A 24,488-nucleotide genomic window follows, 5' to 3' on the forward strand; every position below is an offset into this window, starting at 1 on the left:
GTCCGCCTCAGGCGGCGCGGCGGTGCTCCATCTGAGGCGCACGCTTGGCCGCGCGTTCACCGACCTTGAACGCGCTCACCAGCTCGTGCAGCATCTGCATGTTGTCCTCGAGCGAACGGGTGGCGGCGCTCGTCTCCTCGACCATGGCGGCGTTCTGCTGGGTCATGCCGTCCATCTGCTGGACGCTGTGGCCGACTTCGGCAACGGTGCTCGCCTGCTGGCGGGCGCCGGCGGCAAGGCCGGTCAGGCCGGTGTCGAGTTCGAGGATGCGCTCGGCGATCTTCTGAAGCTCCGCCGCCGTGCGCCCGACGAGATTGACGCCGCCCTCGACCTGTTCGGAAGACGAGGAGATCAACGACTTGATCTCCTTCGCCGCCTCCGCCGAGCGCTGGGCGAGCGCCCGCACTTCCTGCGCGACGACGGCGAAGCCCTTGCCGGCCTCGCCGGCCCGCGCCGCCTCGACGCCGGCATTCAAGGCCAGGAGGTTGGTCTGGAAGGCGATTTCGTCGATGACGCCGATGATGTTGCTGACCTTTTCCGATGAGGCTTCGATCGCCGCCATGGCGCTGATCGCCTCGGAGACGACCTTTTCCGATTCGGTGGTTGACTTCGCCGTCTCGCGGGCGGCGACCGCCATCCGGTCGGCGGTCTCGGCCGACGCCTTCACCGCCGTGGTGAACTCGCCCATCGAAGCGGATGTCTCTTCCAGCGAGGCCGCCTGCTGCTCGGTCCGGCTCGCCAGATCGGCGGCGGCGCGGCGGATCTCGCCGGTCTCGGCGACCATCGAGTCGATGGTTTCGAGAAGATGCGCGACCATGGTCTGCAGCTTGCCGAGGGCATCGTTGAAGTTGTTGCCGAGGCTCGCCGTCGCGGCCGGAAGCTCCTCGGTGACGCGATAGGTGAGATCGCCTTCGGCCATCGCCGTCAGCGCACGCGAAAGCACCGCCAACGTCCGTTCGCTGTCCCTGGCGGCCTTCTCGGCGCTCTCCCTGAGCAGCATTTCCTCATGAACGTCGGTCAGGGAGCCGCAGGCGAGGATCGTGCGGCCGTCCGACTGGGTGCGGGCGCCGCCGGTGGCGCGGAACCAGCGATAGCTGCCGTCCTTGACCTTCAGCCGGTAGCGGACGTCGTAGCCGGTCTTGCCGCTCTTGTCGGACACGCAGCGGCCGAAGGCCGCGAAGACCTGCTCGACGTCGTCCGGGTGGAGCCGGTCGGACCAGCTGGTCATCAGGTTCGGGAAGGATGCCTCGGTGTCGAAGCCGACCAGGCGGCGGAACTCGGCCGACCACGTCCAGCGGCTCTGCGAATGCGCCGCGTCACCCTCGTGGAGATAGGCGTCCCAGAGGCCGATGCCCGAGGCGTCGTCCAGAAGGTCCGACCGCCGTTTGGCGGAAAGCAGCGCCTCGTTGGAGGCTTCGGCAGTCGACTTGTCCTTGCGCCCGAATGACAGCATCACGATCCAGCTCTGTTCAGTGAAATGAATGGCTCTTCGGGGCGCATTCTGCTGAAAACCTTATACAAATGCGTTAATTGGAACTTCGCTAGCGAAAATGTAAGTCTTCAGAATATTATCGTTACTGCAAATATACTAAGAAATATTCAGATATACAATTGGAGGATGAGGCTGGGGAACGCGACCGGGGCGAAAACCGCCCCGGCCGCTTGGCTTTTGTCGGCCTGATCAGACGGCCGGCCACTGATGGTGGATCGCCCCGTCCTTGTCGAAGCGATGGAAGGTGTGGGCGCCGAAAAGGTCCCGCTGGGCCTGGATGAGATTGGCGGTTCCCCTGGCCCGGCGATAGTCGTCGAAATAGGCGAGCGCAGCCGACAGCGCCGGCACCGGGATGCCGGCCAGCGCGGCTTTCGCGACCACTCGCCGCAGCGCCGACTGGCCCTTCGCGACCCGGCCGACGAAATCCGGCGACTGCAGGATGTTCACCACCGTGTGGCCCTTGTCGTAGGCCTTGGCGATGTCGTCGAGGAAATGCGAACGGATGATGCAGCCGGCTCGCCAGATCTCGGCAATGGTGCCGAGCGGCAGGTTCCAGGAGTTTTCGTCAGAAGCGGCCGCCATTGCCGCATAGCCTTGCGCGTAGGCGATGATCTTGGCGGTCACCAGTGCCGATTCGAGTTCGGCAAGGCCCGCCTCGTCGGCGAAGAACTGCGCCTGACCGGGCTCGACGCCCTCATAGAGCTTCGCCGCATCCGCCCGCTCGCCGCGGCGCGACGACAGTCCGCGCGCGGCGACGGCGGCCTCCAGCGTCGTCGCGCCGACGCCGAGCTTTTCCGCCTCGATCACCGCCCAGCGGCCGGTGCCCTTCTGCCCCGCCTCGTCGACGATTACCTCGACCATCGGCGTCTCGGTCTCGGGATCGATCTCGTCGAGATTCACCGCGGTGATCTCGATCAGGTAGGAGGCGAGCTCGCGGGTGTTCCAGTCGCGGAAGACCTCGGCCATCCTCTTGGGCTCGAGCTTCAGCCCGTCGCGCATGATGCCGTAGATCTCGGCGATCATCTGCATGTCGGCATATTCGATGCCGTTGTGGATGGTCTTGACGAAATGGCCGGCGCCGTCCGGTCCGAGCCAGGCGACGCAGGGCTCGTCCTGATATTTCGCGGCGATCTTGGTCAGCACCGGCTCGATCAGCGGATAGGTGTCCTTGGCGCCGCCGACCATGATCGAGGGGCCGTGGCGGGCGCCGAGCTCGCCGCCGGAAACGCCCATGCCGACAAATTTCAGCCCGCTGCCCTCGACCTCCTTTGAGCGGCGGACGGTGTCGTTGAAGTCGGCATTGCCGGCATCGACCATCACGTCGCCCTCTTGAAGGAGCGGCCGGATCTTCGCCATCTCGTCGTCGACAGGCTGGCCAGCCGGCACCATGAAGACCACCCGGCGCGGCGTCTTCAGGCTCTTTACGAAGTCTTCCAGCGTCTCGGCCGGCAGGACGTTGTCGGCAAGGTCCGGATTGTCGTCGCGCACGGCGAAGGCCTTTGCCGGCGTGCGGTTCTGCACTGCGACCCTGAAGCCCTTCTCGGCCATGTTGAGGGCGAGATTGGCGCCCATCGTGCCCATTCCGATGACGCCGATGTCGGCGGTGCCGTTTGCCATGATCCGTCTCCTCAGCCGTCGCGGGCTCTCTCTTGAAGGCCTTGGCGCCGGCGCGGCGCGAAGGTCGAATTGCAGGTTCGGCGCCCGGCCTCAGCTCTTCAACCGCCAGCCGGTCCGGAAGATATAGGTCACGGCCGCGAGCGTCGCCGCCAGGAACACCAGCGTCATGCCGAGGCTGACGGCGATCGAGACGTCGGACGAGCCATAGAACGCCCAGCGGAAGCCGGAGATCAGATAGACCACCGGGTTGACGAGGCTGACCTCCTGCCAGAACGGCGGCAGCATCTTGATCGAATAGAAGCTGCCGCCGAGAAAGGCGAGCGGCGTGACGATCAGGAGCGGCACGATCTGCAGCTTCTCGAAGCCGTCGGCCCAGATGCCGATGATGAAGCCGAACATCGCGAAGGTGACGGCCGTCAGCACCAGGAACAGGAGCATCCACACCGGGTGTTCGATGTGGAGGTCGACGAAGAGCGAGGCGGTGACGAGGATGATCAGGCCGAGGGCGATCGACTTCGTCGCCGCCGCCCCGACATAGCCGAGGACGATCTCGATCGGCGAGATCGGCGCGGAAAGGATCTCGTAGATCGTGCCGGTGAATTTCGGGAAGTAGATGCCGAAGGCCGCGTTGGTCAGGCTCTGCTGCAAGAGCGACAGCATGATCAGCCCGGGCACGATGAAGGCGCCGTAGGAGACGCCGTCGACCTCCTGGATGCGCGAGCCGATCGCCGCGCCGAAGACGACGAAATAGAGCGAGGTCGAGATCACCGGCGAGATGATACTCTGCATGATGGTGCGGAAGGTGCGGGCCATCTCGAAGCGGTAGATGGCGGCGACGGCGGTGTAGTTCATACCCGCTCCTCGACGAGATTGACGAAGATCTCCTCGAGCGTCGACTGCTTGGTGGAAAGGTCGCGCAGGCGGATCCCCTCCTCGGCGAGCCGGCGCATCAGGCTGGCGATGCCGGTCCGCTCGGCGTTGGTGTCGTAGGAATAGGTCAGGCTGCGTCCATCGGGCGAAAGCGCCAGATCGAACTCGGTGAAGCCCGCCGGCATTCGCTCGAGCGGCTCCATCAGCTGCAGCGTCAGCTCCTTGTGGCCGAGCTTGCGCATCAGCTCGGCCTTTTCCTCGACGAGGATCAGCTCGCCCCGCGAGATCACGCCGATGCGGTCGGCCATCATCTCGGCTTCCTCGATATAATGGGTGGTCAGGATGATGGTGACGCCGGCCTCGCGCAGCTTGCGCACCACCTCCCACATCTCCCGGCGCAGCGCCACGTCGACGCCGGCCGTCGGCTCGTCGAGGAAGAGCAGTTCCGGCTCGTGGGACAGCGCCTTGGCGATCAGCACCCGCCGCTTCATGCCCCCCGACAGGGTCATGATCTTGTTGTCGCGCTTTTCCCAGAGCGAGAGGTCGCGCAGCACCTTCTCGACATGGGCCGGGTCCTTTTTCTTGCCGAAAAGCCCGCGGGAAAACGACACCGTGTCCCAGACGCTCTCGAAGGCGTCGGTGGTGAGCTCCTGCGGCACGAGGCCGATCTTCGAGCGGGCGAGGCGAAAGTCCCGGCCGATGTCATGGCCATCGACGGTGACTTTGCCGGAGGACAGATTGACGATGCCGCAGATGATCGAGATCAGCGTCGTCTTGCCGGCGCCGTTCGGGCCGAGCAGCGCGAAGATCTCGCCGCGGGCGATTTCGAGGTCGATGGCTTTCAGCGCCTGAAATCCGCCCTCATAGGTCTTCGAGACATTGGCGACGGACAGGATCGGCGGAGCTGGTGGCGAGACGGGCATGAAGAGACCGGCGGGTGTTCGCGCCGGATCGCCCGGCAATGGCCAACCGCCACATAGGCGGCGGGCCTCGCCCGGAAAGTGGAGGGACCCTCCTTCGCAGCGCAAGCGGCTCGCTTGTGCCGCCAAGGCGAACGCCCAATGTCGGGGCCGGGCCGGCGATCGGCCTGAGCTCTCGCCGTGCGGGATAGATGCCGGGAGGCAGAGAGGGCGACGTCGCGCGAAACTGCTGGGAGATGGCGCGGCACCCCCTCCGGGCTGCCACCCGGCTCGCCCGCAACACGGGAGATCGAAGCGTTGCCGATGGCACCCGTCTTCCAGCGATCGCCCCTGCGGTCTCTCCGCCCCACCCCTCGCCATGACCATGCCCGCGCCTCTCGAGCTATGGCCGACGATCTTTTTCCGGCAACGGTGCCGCGAGGCGGGCAGCGCTCTAGTTTCGCACCGGAAGAGACGGCTCTGCCGCGGACGCCATGGCGCGACGCGGCCCAACTTTCGGGATCGATCAGGATGCGGTGGCAGGGAAGACGGCAGTCGAGCAATGTCGAGGATCGCCGCGGCGGCGGCTTTGGCGGCGGCATGGGCGGCGGCGGCATGCGCATTCCGGTGCGCGCGGGCGGCGGCGGCATCGGCATCATCGTGATCGCCCTCGTCCTGTGGCTCGGTTTCGGCATCAACCCGCTGGCGCTTCTCGGCGGTCTCGACGGCGGCGGCAGCGCACCCCAGACCAGCCAGCAGGGGCCGGGGGTCGAAGGCACCGCCGACCAGACCGACGATTTCGTCGCCACCGTCCTTGCCGATACCGAGGACGTCTGGGGCAAGCGCTTCCAGGCGGCCGGCGAGACCTATCCGAAACCGACGCTGGTGCTCTTCGACGACCAGGTGCGGTCGGCCTGCGGCATCGCCGGCTCGGCGACCGGGCCGTTCTACTGCCCGAACGACCAGAAGCTCTATCTCGACCTCACCTTCTTCCGGCAGCTGAAGAGCCAGCTCGGCGCCCCCGGCGACTTCGCCCAGGCCTATGTCATCGCCCACGAGGTCGGCCACCACGTGCAGAACCTCACCGGGGTTCTGAAGCAGACCAACCAGCTGCGGCAGAACGCGTCCGACAGCCAGGGCAACGCCATCTCGGTGCGCGTCGAGCTGCAGGCGGACTGCTATGCCGGCATCTGGGCGCACGACACCCAGGCGGCCGGCTATATCGAGGCAGGGGATATCGACGAGGCGATGAACGCTGCCGAGCAGATCGGCGACGACACGCTGCAGCGCAAGAGCCAGGGGGTCGTCGTGCCGGACTCCTTCACCCACGGCACCTCGGAGCAACGGCAGAAATGGTTCCACCGCGGCTACGAAAGCGGCGAGATCGGCCAGTGCGACACGTTCAAGGGCGGGATCTAAGGCGAGGCCCGTCGCGCTTCCGTCCGCCACGGAGGGCGACGGCGACCGACCGCCTCGCCACCGGAGGCGCTGATGCGGGCAACTTGGCACGAGGTGATGGGCTTGTAGCGCACGAGGACGGGTATCGAAGAATTCAAGCGTCGCCGAGCCGGCCAATTGCGGGCCGGTCAGACGGACTGGGAGCGCAGACTCTGGCGGCATCTTGAAAAAATACCGGTCGACGGGACGCATTTCCGGCGTCAGGTCCCCCTCGGCCATACATCGTGGATTTTGCCTCCCATCGTTTGAAACTGGTCATCGAGATCGACGGTGCGCAGCATGGGCAGCCTGCTCACGCGAAGGCGGACTTCGACAGAGACCGGTGGCTCGAATCCGAGGGCTACCGCGTCCTGCGCTTCTGGAACGACGATGTACGTTTCGAACTGAACGCAGTCTTGGACACGATCTTCGCCGCGGTCGAGGAACGGCGAAGCATGGTTCGCGGAGGCTGACGCCTCCTCAACCGAAGCATTGCCGCATCCTTGACACGATCCTTGGCCTGTCCGAAGAGCGGTGGCACATGATGCACGGCGGCCGACGCTCCGCCCCACCTCCCCCTGCGCGGGGAGGTCGCTGCGAAGCAGCGGGTGGGGGGCGGCGGCGCCGTTTCACCCCACCCCGGCGCTGACGCGCCGACCCTCCCCCTCGAGGGGAGGGTGAGGACCGCCGAGACCATGCCCGACCTTCTGCTCGAACTCCGCTCCGAAGAGATCCCTGCCCGCATGCAGCGCAAGGCGGCGGGGGACCTGAAAAAGCTCGTCACCGACGCGCTGGTCGAGGCTGGCCTGACCTATGAAGGCGCGCGCGAATACTGGACGCCGCGGCGGCTGACCCTCGACGTCAGGGGCGTCGACGCCCGTTCGAAGGACGTCGTCGAGGAGCGCAAGGGCCCGCGCACCGACGCACCACAAAAGGCCATCGAAGGGTTTTTGCGCGGCGCGGGGCTTGCCTCGATCGAAGAGGCGGGCGTCCAGACCGATCCGAAGAAGGGCGATTTTTACGTCGCCACCATCAGGAAGCCCGGCCGGCCGGCGGAAGAGATCGTCGCCGAGGCGATGCCGAAGATCATCCGCGATTTTCCCTGGCCGAAGTCGATGCGCTGGGGCGCCGCCTCCGCGGCGCCCGGGTCGCTCCGCTGGGTGCGCCCCTTGCAGTCGATTCTCTGCACCTTCGGCCCGGAGACCGAGGAGCCGATCGTCGTCGACTTCGAGGTCGACGGCATCAGGGCCGGCAACCTCACCGCCGGCCATCGCTTCCACGCGCCTGAGCCGATCAAGGTGCGCCGCTTCGATGATTATGCGGCGAGCCTCGAAAAGGCTTTCGTCGTCCTCGACGCCGAGCGCCGCAAGGACATCATCCGCCACGACGCCGAGAATCTGGCCTTCGCCAAGGGGCTCGAAGTGGTGCCCGACGAGGGGCTGCTCGAGGAGGTCTCGGGCCTCGTCGAATGGCCGGTGACCCTGATGGGTGCCTTCGAGGAGGAGTTTCTTCAGATTCCCCCCGAGGTGATCCAGCTCACCATCAAGGCCAACCAGAAGTGCTTCGTGGCCCGGCCGCAGGGCGGCGATCAGACCTCCACCCTCTCCAACGACTTTCTCCTCGTCTCCAACATCGCGGCGAGCGACGGCGGCACCGAGATCGCCCGCGGCAACGGCAAGGTGGTGCGGGCCCGGCTCTCGGACGCCCTCTATTTCTGGCAGACCGACCAGGCAGACCTGCCGGATCTCGCCAGCCTGAAGCCGTCCGCCGACAAGTTCGGGCTCGATCTCGCGAAGCCTCTCGACCAGCGGATGGCCAAGCTCGACGCCCTCGGGATGACCTTCCATGCCAAGCTCGGAACGCAAGGCGAGCGGGTGGAGAGGATCGCGGCGCTGGCGGAAACGATCGCCGCAACCGTCTTCCCTGATGGGGCCGAGCTCGGCGGCGCAAAGGTCACCGGCGGCGAGATGAAGGCGCTCGTCCGGCGCGCCGCGCTGCTCGCGAAGGCCGACCTCACCACCGAGGCGGTCGGCGAGTTCCCGGAGCTGCAGGGTCTGATGGGCCGCTATTATGCGGCGCTGCAGGGCGAGCATCCAAGCGTTCAGGCGGCGATCGAGGAGCACTACAAGCCCCTCGGACCCGGTGATCAGGTGCCGAGCGATCCGGTCGCGATATCGGTGGCCCTCGCCGACAAGCTCGACATGCTGGTCGGTTTCTGGGCCATCGACGAGAAGCCGACGGGGAGTAAGGACCCTTATGCCCTGCGTCGGGCGGCGCTGGGGGTGATCCGCGCGGTACTGGAAAACCGCCTGACGCTGCGGCTCGGCACACTGACGCCTGCCGGCGACCTCGTCGCCTTCTTCCACGACCGGCTGAAGGTGCAGCTGCGCGATTCCGGTGCGCGGCACGATCTGGTCGATGCGGTGCTTTCAGGGGGCGCCGACGCTGCGATCTCCCCCCTTGAGGGGGAGATCCACCAGTCTCAGAACGACGATCTCCTCGATGTCACACGCAGGGTCGAGGCGCTCGACTCGTTCCTTTCCACCGAGGACGGCGCCAACCTCCTCGCCGGCTACCGTCGTGCGGCGAACATCCTTGCCGCAGAGGAGAAGAAGGGCACCGCGATTGCCGCGGCCGTCGAGCCCGCCCTCCTCACCGAAGCGGAAGAAAAGCTGCTCGCCGCCGCCATCGACCGCGCCGAGATCGAGCTCGCCGGGGCGCTTGAGACGGCCGACTACGAACAGGCGATGGCCGCGCTCGCCAAGCTTCGCCTGCCGGTCGACGCCTTTTTCGACAAGGTGCTGGTCAACGCCGAGGACGAAAGCGTGCGGGCGAACCGCCTGGCACTGCTGGCGCGTATCCGCGCCGCATGCGGCCGGGTGGCGGATTTCTCGCGCATCGCCGGCTGAGCGGCGCGGCGCCGCTCGCATCCTTGAAGAGCCTGGATTTGAAGGGTGCGCCGGCGCCGGCCGAAGGTTTCGGCCCGCGCCGCGTCGGGCGATCGCATCGGCGAATTCTTCGCATGGCCAATCGTCGCATCCGGGACGAAACTGACCCGAAGCTTGCAGCGGCGGGAGCCGCTGCGACCCCGCGCCAAGATCCGAGCGCAACACACCATCAACTGCGCAAAGCGACCGCGCTGCGCCCGTTAACCCTCTGAAGAGACTCGTCTGTCAGATTTGCATCAAATTTGGCATAGTCCGCGTTCTTCGAGCAGGATTCGCGCAACACGACTCACGAAACGGCGTTTTGTAACAATTCGTGAAGTGACGCGCCCGGAACCTGCCTAATTTGCAGGGGATAGAGGCAGGCAGGCACATGGGGTGTGAGGCGAAAGCCTCGGGGAACCACCCCAAAATTGTAATACTCGCCGAGCGACTTCGAGGGGGCTTCGAAGACATGACGAACCGGAGCGCTGCTCTTGCAGCCGCGATGAGTCTCGCGCTGTTCCTGGCATACGGTGCCGTATTTGCCGGCGCCACGCCGGCCGCCGCCGCCTGGAACGAGCCCTGGAAGAAGTCGGACAAGGCGCTGGTGATCGACGCCTACGAGTTCAATCCGATCGACTGGCAGCAGCTCACCTCCGACAAGCGCATCGCAGGCTTCATCAACAAGGCCTCGGACGGCATGCCGCCGGAGTGGAACTGCAACAAGTACAAGGACGACGAGTACCAGCTCTGTAAGAACCGCTGGTGGAAGTACTCGGTCACCAAGGAACTCTATCTCACCCGACGCCAGATGGCGAAGATGAAGGGGCTGCTCTGGGGCGCCTATCATCTCGGCCGGCCGGGCAATCCCCGCGCCCAGGCCGACCATTTCGTCGATTTCGCCGAGCCCGCCGACGACGATCTCATCGCCCTCGACATCGAGGACAATTCCGACGAGTGGATGAGCCTTTCCGACGCCGAGATCTTCGCCGACCAGATCAAGATCCGCACCGGCCGCTATCCCGTCCTCTACACCAACGGCTCGACCGCCAAGTTCATCTCCGACAACCGCGCCGACTATCCGCTCCTGTCGCGCCTGCCGCTCTGGTATGCCCGCTATCGCGGCAACATCGCCGGCAAGTTCCCGGAAGAGACCTGGCCGTCCTATGCGCTGTGGCAGTTCTCCTCGATGCACAACTGCAACAAGCGATCCTGCCCCTACCGGGTGAAGGGTGCCTCGACCAATATCGACGTCAACGTCTCGACCTTTGACGTCGCCGGTCTCGCCAAGGCCTGGCCCTTCGACGAGCTGATCAAGAAGCCCGAGGACGGCGCTGCCGGCGATCTGATCGCCGCGGTCTCGGACAAGACCAAACAGGCCGTCGCCATGGCCAACGAGATCGGCAAGACGGCGACCCCGTCCGAGCCGGGCGACACGCTGGTCGCCGCCTACGGCCCGGCCGAGCATCACGCCGCCATCGACCCGTTGAAGATGCTGACCTCGATCGCCAGGGGCGAGAAGAAGGACGTCGCCGGCGCGACCCTCGCCGACGCATCGCCGGCAAAAGCCTCGGTCCTTTCTGGCGAGGCCGCGAGCGCCATCGCCAAGCATGTCAGCGCCTTCCACGAGACGATCTCGCTCGCCGCGAAAAGCCTCGACCGGCTGATCGTTCCGCCTGCGGAGGCCGCGATCCGGCTTCCGGACGAGACCAGACCCAAAGGCCGCGACGAGCGCGCCGGCCTTCAGCATTCCCATGTGATGAAGGTGATCGCCGCCGCCGAGGCGGAGCGCCGCGCCAATGCTCTGCCGATGCCGGCGCGGATCCTCTCGCAGCTCGGTCCGGACCGGTCCGACCGCGGCGCCCGGGTGCGCCGGATGAGTGCCGAGCATCTCGCTGCCCTCGACACGGCCGACCGCCGCATCTTCGGCGCCTTCGAGACCACCCGCTGAGCCGGCCGGCGACGCGCCGCACCTAACCGGCCTCCCGCCAAGCCCTCTGCTCTCGGCCCCGATCGCCATGGAGGCGGCCGGCACCGTGCCGACGATATCGGCAAGTCCCTTCCGCCGGGGCTTTCCTTCCGGCGCAGGGTCTGCAATCGAGACGTCCATGCAGACCGTCACACTCCCGATCGCCGATCCCGAGGCCGAGCCGCGCGCCGAGGCGCTGCTTGCCGCCGGCGAACTCGTCGCCCTCCCGACCGAGACCGTCTACGGGCTTGCCGGCGATTCCGCCTCCGGCGAGGCGGTGGCCAAGATCTTCGCGGCGAAGGGCCGGCCGCGTTTCAATCCGCTGATCTGTCACGTCGATTCGCTTCAGATGGCGCGCCGCGTCGCGGTGTTCGACGAAACCGCGCTTGGCCTTGCCGAACGGTTCTGGCCCGGCCCGCTCACCCTCGTCCTGCCGCTTGCCGAGGGCGCCCCGGTGCATCCGCTGGCGACGGCGGGGCTTTCGACGGTCGCGGTGCGCCAGCCGAAGGGCGTCGCAGCACGGCTCGCGGGCCGGCTCGACCGGCCGATCGTCGCGCCGAGCGCCAATCTCTCCGGCCGGGTGACCGGCACCAGCGCCGAGGCGGTGGCCCGCAGTCTCGAGGGCCGCATCCCGCTGATCCTCGACGACGGCCCCTCCCCGGTCGGCGTCGAATCGACCATCGTCCGGCCCGAGGCGGGCCGCCTGGTGCTGCTGCGGGCCGGCGCGATTGCCCGCGAGACGCTGAAAGAGGCGCTCGGGGTAAGGATCGAGACGCCTGAGGCCGGCGCTGCCATCGCCGCGCCTGGCGGCCTTGCCTCGCACTATGCGCCGCAGGGCGCGGTGCGGCTCGATGCCATGCGGGTCGAGCCCGGCGATTACGTCATCGCCTTCGGCCCCGACCGGCCGGAAGGGCTGGAACATGCGATGGCGATCATCAACCTCAGCCCGTCGGGCGATCTGGCGGAAGCGGCGGCAAACCTCTTTGCCGCGCTGTCAGCGCTCGATTCCCCTGATGTCACGCAGATCGCCGTGACACCGATCCCGATGACCGGCCTCGGCGAGGCGATCAACGACCGCCTGCGGCGGGCCGCCGCGCCGCGATAGAACTGCCGGCGGCCGCCTGCGACGTTTGCGAGGGCGGGTCGGCGCTCAGTGCCGGAAGTGGCGCATGCCGGTCATCACCATGGCGATGCCGTGCTCGTCGGCCGCGGCGATGACCTCGTCGTCGCGCATCGAGCCGCCCGGCTGGATGACGGCGGTCGCCCCGGCCTCGACGGCCGAAAGCAGCCCGTCGGCGAAGGGGAAGAAGGCATCGGAAGCCACCACAGAGCCGATCGTCGCCGGCTTCTCCGCGCCTGCCGCCTTGGCTGCGTCCTCGGCCTTGCGCGCGGCGATCCGCGCCGAATCGACCCGGCTCATCTGGCCGGCGCCGATGCCGACCGTCGCGCCGTCCCTGGCATAGACGATGGTGTTCGACTTCACATGCTTGGCGACCCGGAAAGCGAAGCGCAGGTCCGCAAGCTCCGCCGCGCTCGGCGCCCGCTTCGTCACCACCTTGAGATCGAGATCGTCGACGACGCCGTTGTCGCGGGACTGGACGAGCAGGCCGCCGGCGACGGATTTGACAAAACGCCCCGGCGCCCGCGGATCCGGCAGGCCGCCGGTCAAGAGCAGCCTGAGGTTCTTCTTGGCCGCGACGATGGCGATCGCCTCGTCGTCCGCTTCCGGCGCGATGATCACTTCGGTGAAGACCTTGACGATCTCCTCGGCGCTGGCGGCGTCGAGCCGGCGGTTGAGGGCGACGATGCCGCCGAAGGCAGAGACCGGGTCGCAGGCGAGCGCCGCCCTGTAGGCGGTGACGAGGTCGACGCCTTCCGCGACACCGCAGGGATTGGCGTGCTTGATGATCGCGACGGCGGCACTGCGGGCCGGATCGAACTCGCCGACCAGCTCGAAGGCAGCGTCGGTGTCGTTGATGTTGTTGTAGGAGAGCGCCTTGCCCTGCAGCTGCCGCGCTGTGGCGACGCCCGGCCGAGCCTCGCCGTTGCGATAGAAGCCCGCCCATTGATGCGGGTTCTCGCCGTAGCGAAGGGCTTCGGCGAGTTCGCCGGCGACGGCAAAGCGCTTCGGCGTCGTCTCGCCGAGGGTTTCGGCGAACCAGGAGGAGACCGCCGCGTCATAGGCGGCGGTGCGGCCATAGGCTCGCGCGGCGAGTTCGCGGCGGAAGGCGAGCGTCGTCTCCCCGCCGGTCCCGGTGAGGGCGGCGAGCACGGCGGCATAGTCGGCCGGATCGACGACGACGGCGACATAACCATGGTTCTTGGCACCGGCGCGGATCATCGCCGGGCCGCCGATGTCGATATTCTCGACGATGGTCTCCTGCGACGCGCCGGAAGCGCGGGTCGCCTCGAAGGGATAGAGATTGACGACGAGGAGATCGATCCCGGCAATGCCGTGCTCCTCCATCGCCTTCGCATGGGCGGCATCGTCGCGGATGCCGAGAAGGCCGCCATGGACGCCGGGATGCAGCGTCTTCACCCGCCCGTCCATGATCTCCGGAAAGCCCGTCAGCTCGGAGACGTCACGCACGGCAAGCCCCGCCGAGGAGAGCGACTTCGCCGTGCCGCCGGTGGAGACCAATTCGACGCCGAGCCCGGCGAGGCCTTTGGCGAATTCCTCGAGCCCGGTCTTGTCGGAAACCGAGATCAGCGCGCGGCGAACCTTCACCCGGTCGGGCAGCGGCGAGGCATTGGCTTTGACGGACATGGCGGGTCTTCCTCGGCTTGCCGGCCGCCGTCAGCTCGCAAGGCGAGGCGGCAGGGCGCTCCTTAGCGGCAGAAAGCTTCCGCCACAGCTACTGGGGCTCCTGATAGTCGGCTTGCCGCGCCACGACAATGACCCTTCGGGCGCGAAGGCTTTCTCGCAAACGCTTTCCCCGCCCTCAGAGATAGCGCGGCATGCCGAGCTCGAGGGTTCTTGTCGGCGGCAGGTTGAAGCGGTCCGCCGGCCTCAGCGCCAATCGCGCCATCGCCGCATAGGCGAAGTAGAACAGGCCGAGCCAGCGCGAGAAGATCGACGGCGGGATCGGCCGTTCGAGCCCGACGATATAGACGGTGTTGTCGGGGTCGACGCCGAGCTCCTGCAGTTCCCCGGCGATCAGCGAAGGCAGGTTGATCCGCTGCAGATAGCCGACATTGACGACGATGCGGACGAGGTCCGGCCGGATGTCGGTGCGCTGGATCCGCTCCTCCTGGGCCACCCTCGGTACCGCCCGGGTGCGCACCGAGACGAGGATCGTATGGGCGAAGCGGGTCTCGGCGAGGTCGGTGAGTTCGACCAGCGTGTGGGGGATCTTGGCGCCTCGCCGGACGAGGAACACCGCCGCCCGGCGCGTCGTCGGCGGGCGATTGGCGCAGGCCTTCAGATAGTCGCGCAGCCCCGGCTCCTCGCCCTCCTGCAACGCGCCGACCCGCATCTGGCCGATCCGCCAGCAGGCCGCGAGGAACACCACCGCCGAGGCGAGCCCGATCGGCAGCAGGCCACCGGCTTCGAGCTTGCCGAGATTGGCCGCGACGAAGGCGAGGTCGAGGCCGAGAAACAGGACGGTGACGGCAATGGAGACGGCCCGCCAGGGACCGGCGCCGGGCTCGGTCAGCCGGTAGGCGAGATAGAGCATGGTCGTGCTCAGCATCGCCCCGGCCACCGCGATGCCATAGGCGCTGGAGAGCGCGTCGGAGGAGCGGAAGGCGAGGATCACCAGCGCCGTCGAGACCCCGACGAGGGTGTTGACGAAGGGCGCGAGAAGATCGTGCGGGTTGGTCGGCGAGAAATAGCGGATGCGCATCGAGGGCAGGAAGTCGAGCCGCATCGACTGGCTGGCGAGGCTGGCGATGCCGGTGATCACCGCCTGCGAGGCGATAATCGAGGCAAGCGTCGCGAGGATCACCGCGAAGGGCAGGAGCACGCCGGAGAACAGGCTGTAAAAGGGGCTGTCGGTGACCCCGCCGGACAGCACCAGCGCCCCCTGGCCGAAATAGTTGAGGACCAGCGCCGGGAAGGCGACGAAGAGCCATGCGGCGGTGATCGCCCGCCGGCCGAACTGGCCGAGATCGGCATAGAGCGCCTCGCCGCCCGTCACAGCGAGAAAGACGGCGCCGGAGATCGCCGCTGCGATCGCCGGGTGGCCGGTGAGGAAGACCACGGCGTGGTGCGGCGACACCGCTTCCAGGACCTGCGGCACCCGGACGATCTGGATTACGCCGGAGATCGCCAGCATCGCGAACCAGCCGAGCATGATCGGACCGAAGGCTTTGCCGATCCGCCCGGCGCCGAGGAACTGCGCGGCGAAGAGGCCGATGACGATGGCGAGCGCCACCGGCACGATCAGATGATCGAGCCGCGAGGTAATCTCGCCGAGGCCCTCGACGGCGGAAAGCACCGAGATCGCCGGCGTCAGCACCGCATCACCGAAGAGCAGCGCGCCGCCGGCAAGAGCGACGGCGAGCAGGAACACGCTGTAGGCGGTGAGCTCGTGACGCCGGTCGAGACGCAGCAGCGCCGCGAGCGCCAGGATGCCGCCCTCGCCGGCATTGTCGACGCGCAGGATCCAGAAGAGATATTTGACGGTGACGACGAGGATCAGCGCCCAGAGGATCAGCGACAGGACGCCGAACACCGCGTCCTCGCCGGCACTGCCGCTGGCGGCGAGTGCGACCTTGAAGGCATAGAGCGGGCTCGTGCCGATGTCGCCGAAGACGACGCCGAGCGCGCCGACGGTCAGCGCGACATTCGGGCCATGGCCGAGCTTGTGAAGCGCTCCGGCTTCGGATGCGTCGATGGGGGTGTCGATCATGATCGAACGGCGAGACGCCGTACTCCGTTACCTTGCCTCTCGCACTGCCAGCGCGCGCCGCCGGACGGGGTGTCCGGAGGCATGTTGCGGCAGATTGTGCGGGGGTATTCTCGGAACGCCGTACTTTGCCGCGTGGCAGCGTCGACCTGGCGCAGCGTCCGAACTCCTCGAGGCCGACCTTTATCTGGGGACGTGAACAGGCATTTGCGAGGCCCGTAACGAGCGGCGGGCGATCCGGTTCAGCCGGGAGCGAGAAACTTCTCCCGGCCCGCGCGATGTCCGCACCCAATCAGCTGCACGGCCCGAAAATCGAAGCCGCGATCCTTTTACCCTGACTGGTCCGAAGCGTCTTCCCTTGCTTCCCGACCGGCCCTGAAGGGCGCGCTCTTTTGTCCGAGGTCGTCGAAGGTCTTCGGCACCGTGGTGACCGCCCGGTTCATGCCGCCACAGCCGGCGAGCGTCGCGGCAAGGAGGAGAAGCGCAGGGCGGAGAAGACGAGACGTGTTTGCCATGGGCGGCAAACTGGGCGGCCGGCCCGAAACGTCCAGCACCGCGACGCGCACGACCGCGTCAGCCGGACGATCTGCCGAAACCTCAGCTGAGCCGTTCGAACACCCAGGTGACATGCGGCGTCAGCAGCGGATCGACGGTGACGACGAGCTGCAGCGTCCGGCGGGAGCCGGAATGGTCGGCAAAGAGGATCGAATCCTCGACGCTCACGGCCTGGTCCGCGGCAAACCGCCAGACCTGCCCGCGCAGCGACAGGCGCACGGTCTCTCCCAGCGTCTCGACGCTGACCTGCGGATGAAGGTGAAAGCGCAGCGCCGCGGTTTCCGGCTCGCTCCGCCCGCGCGGCCTGCGGGTGACATCCAGGCGATCCTCGCCGAACAGCCGCTCGCCATCCGTCGAAAGCTCGAGCCGCCGCGAGTGCCGGATTCCGAATTCTCGCTCGTAGCCGTCATGGGTCGCCTGGAAGCCGATCGGCCGGCCGGGACTGTCGGTGGCGATGCCGTCGACGCGAACTGCGCTCGGCCCGGGCACGAGCGGCGAGCCGAGAAAGCGGTCGAGATGCGGCTGGCCGGCAAAGCGCGAGGAGGAACGATCCGCCAAAGTGACGGTCGAATGGGCGGCGGTGGAGCGCGACAGGCGCCGCAGCGCCGGCTGGCCGGGGGGCGGTGCGCCGCAATTGACGACGATGCGTGCCATCCCGGAGGAAAATTCGAAGGCGAGCGTGCCGGCATGGGCCTCGCGAGACAGCGCCACCGGTGGCGGGCAGCCGGTATCGGCGATGACCACCGACCCGCCGGCCGTCAGCCGGTGGTAGCCGGAATGGCGGGCATGCGACAAAGGCTCGCCGAGGGTCTCGTCGAAGCGCATCAGCGCCGCCATCAGCTGCATGTCGGACGGACCGGTGCCGTTGAACTGGGCGAGCGTCCCGTCGGCATGGCGGAAGAAGCGCAGCGCCGGCAGCATCCGGTCGATCGCCGAATAGATCCCCTTCGGCACCGGCTGGCCCTGGCCGATCAGCGTTTCGCGGATCGGCAGAAGCTCGGCGAGGATCGCCGCCAGCGCCGCCGGGTTGCGGCTGGCATGACCGCCATCGGCGAGGATCTGGCGGTCGAGCTCGTCGGCGAGCGCCTGCACCGCGGCGCGGGTGCGGCCCGCCGGCATCGGCAGGCAAAGGCTGGCGAGCGCGATCGCCATGCGCACCATCAGCCGCGGCATGCCGGCCGGCGCTTCCTGGGCGACAGAACGCAGATAGCGCGACTGGCTCGTCAGGCTTTTGAGGCAGCGCCGGTAGAACTCGTAGTCGGCCGAGCCGAGTAGGAGATCGGCGTGCTTCAGCCAGGAGATCAGCCGGCGGGCGGCGACCTCCGGCTCGAAGGCCGGCCCGCTGACCCGGCCCGAAGACAGCCGCAGCCAGTCCGACACCAGCGCCCGGGCGTTCTTGCCGGCCAGCGCATCGCCGGCGGCGGCGTGATGGCGCAGCCAGGCAAAGCCATGGAGCTCGGCGGCGAACTCCTCGGACGGCGGTTCGGCCTGGAAGATCGAGCCGCGCACCGCCTCGACCAGACGACCGGCGAGATGGAAGCGGCCGGCATAGATCGCCTCGGCGATGAAGGGGTCGCCATGCTGCAGCGTCGGCGGGATCACCGCCAGCCGGTCCGGCGCGACGCCGACGAAGCGCAGCCGGTGGAGCGGGCCGACGCGCAGCCGCCGGCGCAGCCGCCGCCAGGCCTCCTGCACCGTCATCACCGCGATCTGCGGACTTTCCGCCAAAGCCGTCGGCACTCCCGATCACCCCATGCCAGCCCTGCCGGGCACCTGCGTCATCATCTGGAGCTGCGTCCGCCGCCCTCAGGCGGGCCCGTCACCTCCGTTCGAGCGCCAAGTTTCTGCCAACAGGGTAAACAATTCCTTAGCAGAGCCCACATATGACCAAAGGGAATGTGACGGCGTATTTGTCAGAAAATCAAGGCCCTTCGCGACGGAACCTCGCGGCGAAAAATCCATCCATGCCGCTCCCTGCCCCCGCGACCGGCATTTCAGGCGTCGTCCGCAGCGTGCCATCCGGCGAAACCGCGATGGCGAATTCGCCGAGTTCGTTCGCCGCGACACGCTCCAGCGCATAGTCCTGCCGCGCCGACAGGAAGGCAGCGGCCACCGCCTCGCCCTCGCGCGCATCGATCGAACAATTGGCAAAGACGAGCCGCCCGCCCGGCGCGACCATGTCGGCCGCCCTGGCGAGGAGCCGCAGTTGCAGCGCCGCCAGCTTGTCGACCTCGGCGTCGTCCTTGGTATAGGCGACGTCGGGATGGCGGCGGATGGTGCCTGTGGAGGAACAGGGCGCGTCGAGCAGCACCGCATCGAACGGCGTCTCGGGGGCATAGGCGGCAAGATCGCCGGTGACCGTTTCTGCGGTATAGCCGAGCCGGCCGAGATTTTCCGTCAGCCGCCTCATTCTTGCCGCCGACTGGTCGAGCGCGGTGACGCTCGCCCCGGCGCGGCAAAGCTGGGCGGTCTTGCCGCCCGGCGCGGCGCAAAGGTCGGCGACGGAAAGCCCCTGAACGTCGCCGATGAGGCGGACGGGAAGCGCCGCCGCGACATCCTGCACCCACCATTCGCCCTCGGCAAAGCCGGCCAGCGCCGAGACCGGGCCTTCGACGGCGTCGAGGCGCACCGCATATTCGCCGATCGCCCGGCCGCCGAGCCGATCGGCCCAGCCCGCGGCATCGGATTTCACCGAAAGATCGATCGGCGCGCGGGCAAGGTGGGCCGCAGCGATCGCCTGGGCGCGCGCCTCGCCATATTGCTCGACCATCCGCTTCCAGAGCCAATCCGGGCAGTTCTGCCGCGGGTCGGCCGTGGCCGCGTCGATGCGCGCGGCCTCGCGGGCGATCCGCCGCAGCACCGCATTGACGAGACCGGCAAAACGCTGGGCGCGCGGATCGTCGGCGGCGCTGGCGACGGCAAGGTCGACGGCGGCCGAATCCGGCACGTCGAGGCAGAGGATCTGCGCCGCGCCGACATGCAGGACATGGCGCAGCGACGCGGCGTTCGGCGGCAGCGGCCGGTCGAGACGCGCGGCGATCTCGGCCTCGATCGTGCCGCGATAGCGCAGCCCCGATGTCAGGATCGCTTTGACCAGAGCCTGGTCGCGCGGCTCGAGCTGGCGGAAATGCGGATGGCCGGTCGCAGCGTCGGTCAGCCCGTCGAGGGAGGTCTGCTTGTCGACGACGGCCGCAAGAAGCCGCGCGGCCACCTGCCTTGCGGCAAGGCCGGGGCGTGCCGCTTCGGTTGCCGCCTGCCCCTTCGGTCCGCGACGGCCGCCGGGCCTTGCCGCCTTTGCCGATTTCCTGCCATCCGGTCCCGGCCCGTTGCCGGCGCTCAACCCCACGGTCCCCGACGGCCGCCGCCGCGCGGCGCGCTGCCGCGGCCGGAAAAGCCGCGACCCCAGGGCGCCGGCTGCTCGCCCGCATCCTCTTCGGCGGAGGCGTCGTAGGGCCGGCCGTCCCAGGGCCCGGCCCTGCCACGATGCTGCTCGCCGCTTTGCCGGGACCAGGGTTCGGCCCGGCGGGGCTCGGGCGACAAGCCAGCGTCGCCGCCGAGGCGGGCGCGTTCCTCGAAGCCGAGCGAGCCGCCGTCCATTTCGGCGGCAAGTTCGCGCAGGGCGGCGATGCGGTTTTCGGTGGCCGGATGGGTCGAGAACAGACTGTCCATCCGCTGGCCGTTGAGCGGATTGATGATGAACATGTGAGCCGTGGCTGGATTGCGTTCGGCGCCCCAGTTGGGAATCCGGTGGGACGCACCGGCGATCTTGCCGAGAGCGGAGGCAAGCCACAAGGGCTGGCCGCAGATTTCGCCGCCGCGCCTGTCCGCCTCGTATTCCCGCGTCCGGCTGACGGCCATCTGCACCATCATCGCGGCGAGCGGCGCGACGATGATCGCGAGAAGCACGCCGACAAAGCCGAGCGGATTGTTGTTGTCGCGGCTGCCGCCGAAGAAGAAGCCGAAATTGGCGAGCATCGAGATCGCACCGGCAAGCGTCGCGGTGATCGTCATGGTCAGCGTGTCGCGATGTTCGACATGGGCAAGCTCATGGGCCATGACGCCGGCGACTTCTTCCTGGGAGAGCGTCCGCAGGAGGCCGGTGCTCGCCGCGACGGCGGCGTTTTCCGGATTGCGGCCGGTGGCAAAGGCGTTGGGCTGCTCGCTGTCGATGACGAAGACGCGCGGCATCGGCAGGCCGGCGCGGGCGGCGAGACCCTCGACGATGGCGTAGTATTCCGGCGCGCTGCGGGCGTCGACTTCCCGCGCGCCGTACATTCTGAGAACCATCTTGTCGCCGTTCCAATAGGCGAAGAGGTTCATGCCGAGGGCGAAGATCAGCGCGATCATCATGCCGCCACGCCCGCCGATCAACAGGCCGACGCCCATGAAGAGAGCGGTGAGGAAAGCGATCAGCATCGCCGTCTTGATCATATTCATGGATGCCTCACAGCAAGTGAAACCGGTCAGGCGACGAAACGCGCCCGATCGCCGCAAATCTGGGAGTTTCACCGCTCCGCTTCAAGTTTGTGGGCAAGGCTGCCACCTGCCGGCAGCCTGCCGCGCTCGACGCGCCGGGCGCCCGGTTCGATGCCGGGCGCGGACGGCAGCTTTGGCTTCGGCGTCATCACAACCTATGTGCAGGCAAAGAACACGATTTCCCGGCGGGCGGAGACAGGACCACCATGGTCGACGAGAACAGCACGGACGAGACGGGCGAAGACGCCGTGTTGGCGCGGATGAAGCTCTCCTCAACGCAGGAGGCGAGCGGCCGCCGCAAGCTGACGCCGGCCGCCAGGCGGGCCCTTGCCGAAGCCGAGGAGCGGCGAAAGGCGCAGGCAGCCGAAACGGCGGCGCTTCCCAAGGAGGTCAATGGCCGCGACGGGCCGGAGCCGGTGCGCTATGGCGACTGGGAGAAGAACGGCATCATTTCGGATTTCTGACGCCGGCGATTTCCTTTGCAAACCTATGCGAGTAGGCTGCCCGTCCTATTGCAGGGCTTGAAGGTCCATTGCGTCGGTCGTTGCGCCCTCCATCTCAGCGCCAGCGCAACGTCGCAACGTTCCTGCGCTCCGCATTGTCAAGTTGGCCGCTCGCCTCGAGCCGGCGTTCCGCCTTGTCGAATCAGCCAAAGCCGCGTAGATAGGAAGATGTTCATATTCGGAGCATCGCCCGCATGCGCGCTCTCGCGTGCCTCACCCTCATAGGCTGCATTCTCGGAGCGGGCGCGGCCCGCGCCGGGGACGAGGACTATCGCCGGGAGATCGCGGGGCCGGTGGCGGCAAGCGTCGTCAAGGTGCGCGACGGCGACACGGTGGAGGTCGAGGCCTTCGTCTGGCCGATGCAGAGCGTCCATGTCGCGGTGCGCCTGCGCGGCATCGACGCGCCGGAAAAACGCGGCAAGTGCGACGGCGAAAAGGCTGCGGCGGCGCGGGCCACCGCCCGGCTGAAGCAGCTCCTCGCCACCGACCGGGTCTATCTCACAGAGATTTCCGGCGACAAATATTTCGGGCGGGTGCTCGCCAGGCTTTCGGTAAAGGGCAATGCCGATCTTGGCCGGACGCTCCTGAAGGAGGGCCTCGTCGCGCCCTATGAGGGCGGCAAGCGCCGCGACTGGTGTTCCGAAGCGAGCCTTCGCGGTGGCACCGAGCGGGACGTCGCGGCGGTCGCGGGCCGCTGAGCGGCGGACCGGGCGCATGCAGCCTCAGGCCTTCTTGACCCAGCGGCCTTCCTCTGTCTGCTGCCAGTAGGTCACCGCATGGCCGGCGGCCTTTTCGACCTTCCAGCGCCCCCGTGCCGTGTCGAGCTGGTCGGTGTCGTGGCCGTCGAAGAGATAGACCGCCCGGACATAGCCCGACAGCGTGTCGGGCACCGCGCCATCGACGAGGAAGCGCACATGCGGCTCGTTCGCCCGCTGCGCCGGATCGGTGGTGAGGAGGACCGGCTGCAGCTGTCCGGAGCTTTCCTTGTCGCTGCCATGAGGCAGAAAACTGTCCTCGCGGTAGGTCCACAGATGATTGTCGAGCGCCTCCAGCCGCTCGTCGCTGGAACATTGCACGACGACGCGCCAGCCGCGCCCGAGGGAGCGCTCGAGCAGGTCCGGCAGCGCCTGTTCCAGCCGGCTCTCGGTGAGGTGATAGAACAGGACTTCCGTCATCTGCGGTTCGATCCATGGACCCGGCGGGCGGCGTCGCCCGATCATCGTCGATCCGGCGGGAAAGGGGAAGGCCGGCAAGACCTCCCCGGCCGGCTTCGGCCACCGCTGGCCCGGCAGGACGTCAGGACGTCAGGACGACTGATAGTGATCGGCGACCAGCCGGTCGAGCAGCCTGACGCCGAAACCCGAGGCCCAGGACTGGTTGTACTCGTTGGCGGGCGAGCCCATCGCCGTGCCGGCGATGTCGAGATGCGCCCAGGGCACGTCGTTGACGAAGCGCTGCAGGAACTGCGCAGCGGTGATCGAACCGGCCGCCCGGCCGCCGCCGATATTCTTGATATCGGCGAACTTGCCCTCGATCATCTTGTCGTATTCGCGCCCGAGCGGCAGCCGCCAGACCTTCTCGCCGCTGACCTTGCCCGCCGCGGCGAGCCGCTCTGCAAGCTCGTCGTTGTTGGAGAACAGCCCGGCATGATGATTGCCGAGGGCGACTATGATCGCGCCGGTCAGCGTTGCCAGATTGACCATGAATTTCGGCTTGAAGCGGTCCTGGCAGTACCAGAGCGCATCGGCAAGGACGAGCCGGCCCTCGGCGTCGGTGTTGAGCACCTCGATGGTGGTGCCGGACATCGCGGTGACAATGTCGCCCGGCCGCTGGGCGTTGCCGTCGACGGCGTTCTCGACGAGGCCGACGATCCCCACCGCATTGACCTTCGCCTTGCGGCCTGCGAGCGCCCGCATCAGCCCAACGACGGCCGCCGAACCGCCCATGTCGCCCTTCATCTCGTCCATCGAACCGGCCGGCTTGATCGAGATGCCGCCGGTATCGAAGACGACGCCCTTGCCGACGAAGGCGACAGGCGCCTCGCCCTCCGGGCCGCCGTTCCAGCGCATGACGACGAGCCGCGGCGGACGGGGCGAGCCCTGCGCGACGCCGAGCATCGCGTGCATCTTCAGGGCCTCGAGCTCGCTCTCGCCGAGCACCTCGACGTCGATCCCTTCCTTCGTGAGCGCCTCGATCCGTTCGGCATATTCGACCGGGCCGAGGATGTTGGCAGGCTCGTTGACGAGGTCGCGCGCCAGCATCGTGCCGGCGGCGATCGCCTCCTCTGCCGCGAATGCGGCGCGGGCGCCGTCCGGATCGGCAACGGCGAAGGTCAGCGCCGCCGGCTCGGCGGTTTCCTTCTCGTCCTCTTCGCCGGGCTTGGCCTTCTTCGACTTGTAGAGGTCGAAGTCGTAGGCCCTCAGCAGCGCCCCGCTCGCCATGCGCGCCGCGTCGGCCGCCGAGACGGCGCCTTCCGGCGTCTCGCAGCGGATGGTGACGCTCGAGGCACCCTTGGTCTTGGCAAGCGCAGTGCCGCCGAGCTTCAGGAAATCCTCCTCCGTCCGCGGGTCCTTGGCGTCAGTCCCGATCACCAGCAGGCGGTCGGCGGCAACGCCCGCCGGAGCGATGAGATCGACGGTGGTAAGGCTCTTGCCCTTGAACTTCGCGATGCGGGCGGCCTTGCCGACGGTCTCACGCATCTCGCCAGGCAGCCCCTCCGGCACCGCCCCGCCCTCTCCGGCGAGGATGACGAGAACGTCGCCCGCCGCCGCATCGAGCGGGGCGAATTCGATCTTGGGAAGCTTGGCCATGATGTCTCCTGGAAATCGGCTGAAGGCGGCAGGAAAGGCTGTCGATGCCCCCGCCGCCTGCCGCGGCGCGAACCGGCGGACCC

The 24,488-nt window shown here is 67.8% G+C and carries 17 protein-coding genes and 1 pseudogene; 7 read left to right on the forward strand and 11 right to left on the reverse strand.

The window, feature by feature from the left end:
* Window positions 1-7: 7 nt before the first annotated feature.
* The 4 genes from E3C22_RS09130 to E3C22_RS09145 form a co-directional block, all read right to left on the reverse strand.
* Window positions 8-1,453: a methyl-accepting chemotaxis protein gene (locus E3C22_RS09130; protein ID WP_245514892.1), complete on the reverse strand. Its 1,446-nt coding sequence runs from the start codon at window positions 1,451-1,453 to the stop codon at window positions 8-10.
* Between the two features lie 228 nt (window positions 1,454-1,681).
* Window positions 1,682-3,109: an NADP-dependent phosphogluconate dehydrogenase gene (gene gndA / locus E3C22_RS09135; RefSeq protein ID WP_134761671.1), complete on the reverse strand. Its 1,428-nt coding sequence runs from the start codon at window positions 3,107-3,109 to the stop codon at window positions 1,682-1,684.
* Between the two features lie 90 nt (window positions 3,110-3,199).
* On the reverse strand, window positions 3,200-3,961 hold the full coding sequence (locus tag E3C22_RS09140) for an ABC transporter permease (RefSeq protein ID WP_134761672.1): 762 nt from the start codon (window positions 3,959-3,961) through the stop codon (window positions 3,200-3,202).
* Complete coding sequence (locus E3C22_RS09145; protein ID WP_134761673.1) at window positions 3,958-4,902, reverse strand: ABC transporter ATP-binding protein; 945 nt, start codon at window positions 4,900-4,902, stop codon at window positions 3,958-3,960. Before E3C22_RS09145 ends, E3C22_RS09140 begins: the two co-directional genes overlap by 4 nt.
* A gap of 507 nt (window positions 4,903-5,409) precedes the next feature.
* On the opposite strand from E3C22_RS09145, the gene ypfJ reads away from it, so the two are divergent.
* The 5 genes and pseudogenes from ypfJ to E3C22_RS09170 all read left to right on the forward strand — a co-directional run bounded on the left by ypfJ (window position 5,410) and on the right by E3C22_RS09170 (window position 12,316).
* Entirely contained in the window at window positions 5,410-6,297 is an 888-nt protein-coding gene (gene ypfJ, locus E3C22_RS09150; RefSeq protein WP_134761674.1) for a KPN_02809 family neutral zinc metallopeptidase, read from the forward strand.
* Between the two features lie 156 nt (window positions 6,298-6,453).
* A pseudogene (locus E3C22_RS09155) lies at window positions 6,454-6,788 on the forward strand (endonuclease domain-containing protein).
* Window positions 6,789-7,010: 222 nt separating this feature from the next.
* Window positions 7,011-9,224 carry a glycine--tRNA ligase subunit beta gene (glyS, locus tag E3C22_RS09160; protein ID WP_134761675.1) on the forward strand — a complete coding sequence of 738 codons (2,214 nt, stop codon included), beginning with the start codon at window positions 7,011-7,013 and terminating at the stop codon, window positions 9,222-9,224.
* A 490-nt stretch (window positions 9,225-9,714) separates the two neighbouring features.
* Complete coding sequence (locus E3C22_RS24650; RefSeq protein ID WP_245514860.1) at window positions 9,715-11,193, forward strand: glycoside hydrolase family 25 protein; 1,479 nt, start codon at window positions 9,715-9,717, stop codon at window positions 11,191-11,193.
* Between the two features lie 157 nt (window positions 11,194-11,350).
* Window positions 11,351-12,316 carry an L-threonylcarbamoyladenylate synthase gene (locus E3C22_RS09170; RefSeq protein ID WP_134761676.1) on the forward strand — a complete coding sequence of 322 codons (966 nt, stop codon included), beginning with the start codon at window positions 11,351-11,353 and terminating at the stop codon, window positions 12,314-12,316.
* 45 nt (window positions 12,317-12,361) lie between these two features.
* Here E3C22_RS09170 and purH read toward each other — a convergent pair whose 3' ends face one another.
* The 5 genes from purH to htpX all read right to left on the reverse strand — a co-directional run bounded on the left by purH (window position 12,362) and on the right by htpX (window position 21,053).
* Window positions 12,362-13,978: a bifunctional phosphoribosylaminoimidazolecarboxamide formyltransferase/IMP cyclohydrolase gene (purH, locus tag E3C22_RS09175; protein WP_134761677.1), complete on the reverse strand. Its 1,617-nt coding sequence runs from the start codon at window positions 13,976-13,978 to the stop codon at window positions 12,362-12,364.
* A 175-nt stretch (window positions 13,979-14,153) separates the two neighbouring features.
* Complete coding sequence (locus E3C22_RS09180) at window positions 14,154-16,064, reverse strand: KUP/HAK/KT family potassium transporter (protein WP_134761678.1); 1,911 nt, start codon at window positions 16,062-16,064, stop codon at window positions 14,154-14,156.
* A 594-nt stretch (window positions 16,065-16,658) separates the two neighbouring features.
* Window positions 16,659-18,344, reverse strand: coding sequence for a heparinase II/III family protein (locus E3C22_RS09185; protein WP_134761679.1), 1,686 nt, complete (start codon window positions 18,342-18,344; stop codon window positions 16,659-16,661).
* A gap of 193 nt (window positions 18,345-18,537) precedes the next feature.
* Window positions 18,538-19,956, reverse strand: coding sequence for an RsmB/NOP family class I SAM-dependent RNA methyltransferase (locus tag E3C22_RS09190; protein ID WP_134761680.1), 1,419 nt, complete (start codon window positions 19,954-19,956; stop codon window positions 18,538-18,540).
* Window positions 19,953-21,053 (reverse strand): zinc metalloprotease HtpX, encoded by a 1,101-nt coding sequence (htpX, locus tag E3C22_RS09195; RefSeq protein ID WP_134761681.1) that lies wholly within the window; start codon window positions 21,051-21,053, stop codon window positions 19,953-19,955. Before htpX ends, E3C22_RS09190 begins: the two co-directional genes overlap by 4 nt.
* A gap of 299 nt (window positions 21,054-21,352) precedes the next feature.
* Between htpX and E3C22_RS09200 the strand changes: the two genes are divergently transcribed.
* Both E3C22_RS09200 and E3C22_RS09205 read left to right on the forward strand, forming a co-directional pair.
* Entirely contained in the window at window positions 21,353-21,556 is a 204-nt protein-coding gene (locus tag E3C22_RS09200; protein WP_245514893.1) for a DUF1674 domain-containing protein, read from the forward strand.
* Window positions 21,557-21,789: 233 nt separating this feature from the next.
* Entirely contained in the window at window positions 21,790-22,293 is a 504-nt protein-coding gene (locus tag E3C22_RS09205) for a thermonuclease family protein (RefSeq protein ID WP_134761683.1), read from the forward strand.
* Window positions 22,294-22,317: 24 nt separating this feature from the next.
* On the opposite strand, the gene E3C22_RS09210 is transcribed toward E3C22_RS09205, so the two are convergent.
* Window positions 22,318-22,770, reverse strand: coding sequence for a DNA polymerase III subunit chi (locus tag E3C22_RS09210; RefSeq protein ID WP_134761684.1), 453 nt, complete (start codon window positions 22,768-22,770; stop codon window positions 22,318-22,320).
* Window positions 22,771-22,899: 129 nt separating this feature from the next.
* A complete protein-coding gene (locus tag E3C22_RS09215; protein WP_134761685.1) occupies window positions 22,900-24,405 on the reverse strand; it encodes a leucyl aminopeptidase in 1,506 nt (501 codons plus the stop codon).
* Window positions 24,406-24,488: the final 83 nt, after the last annotated feature.

It is taken from the genome of Jiella endophytica, from assembly GCF_004519335.1.
Classification (GTDB): Bacteria; Pseudomonadota; Alphaproteobacteria; order Rhizobiales; family Rhizobiaceae; genus Jiella; species Jiella endophytica.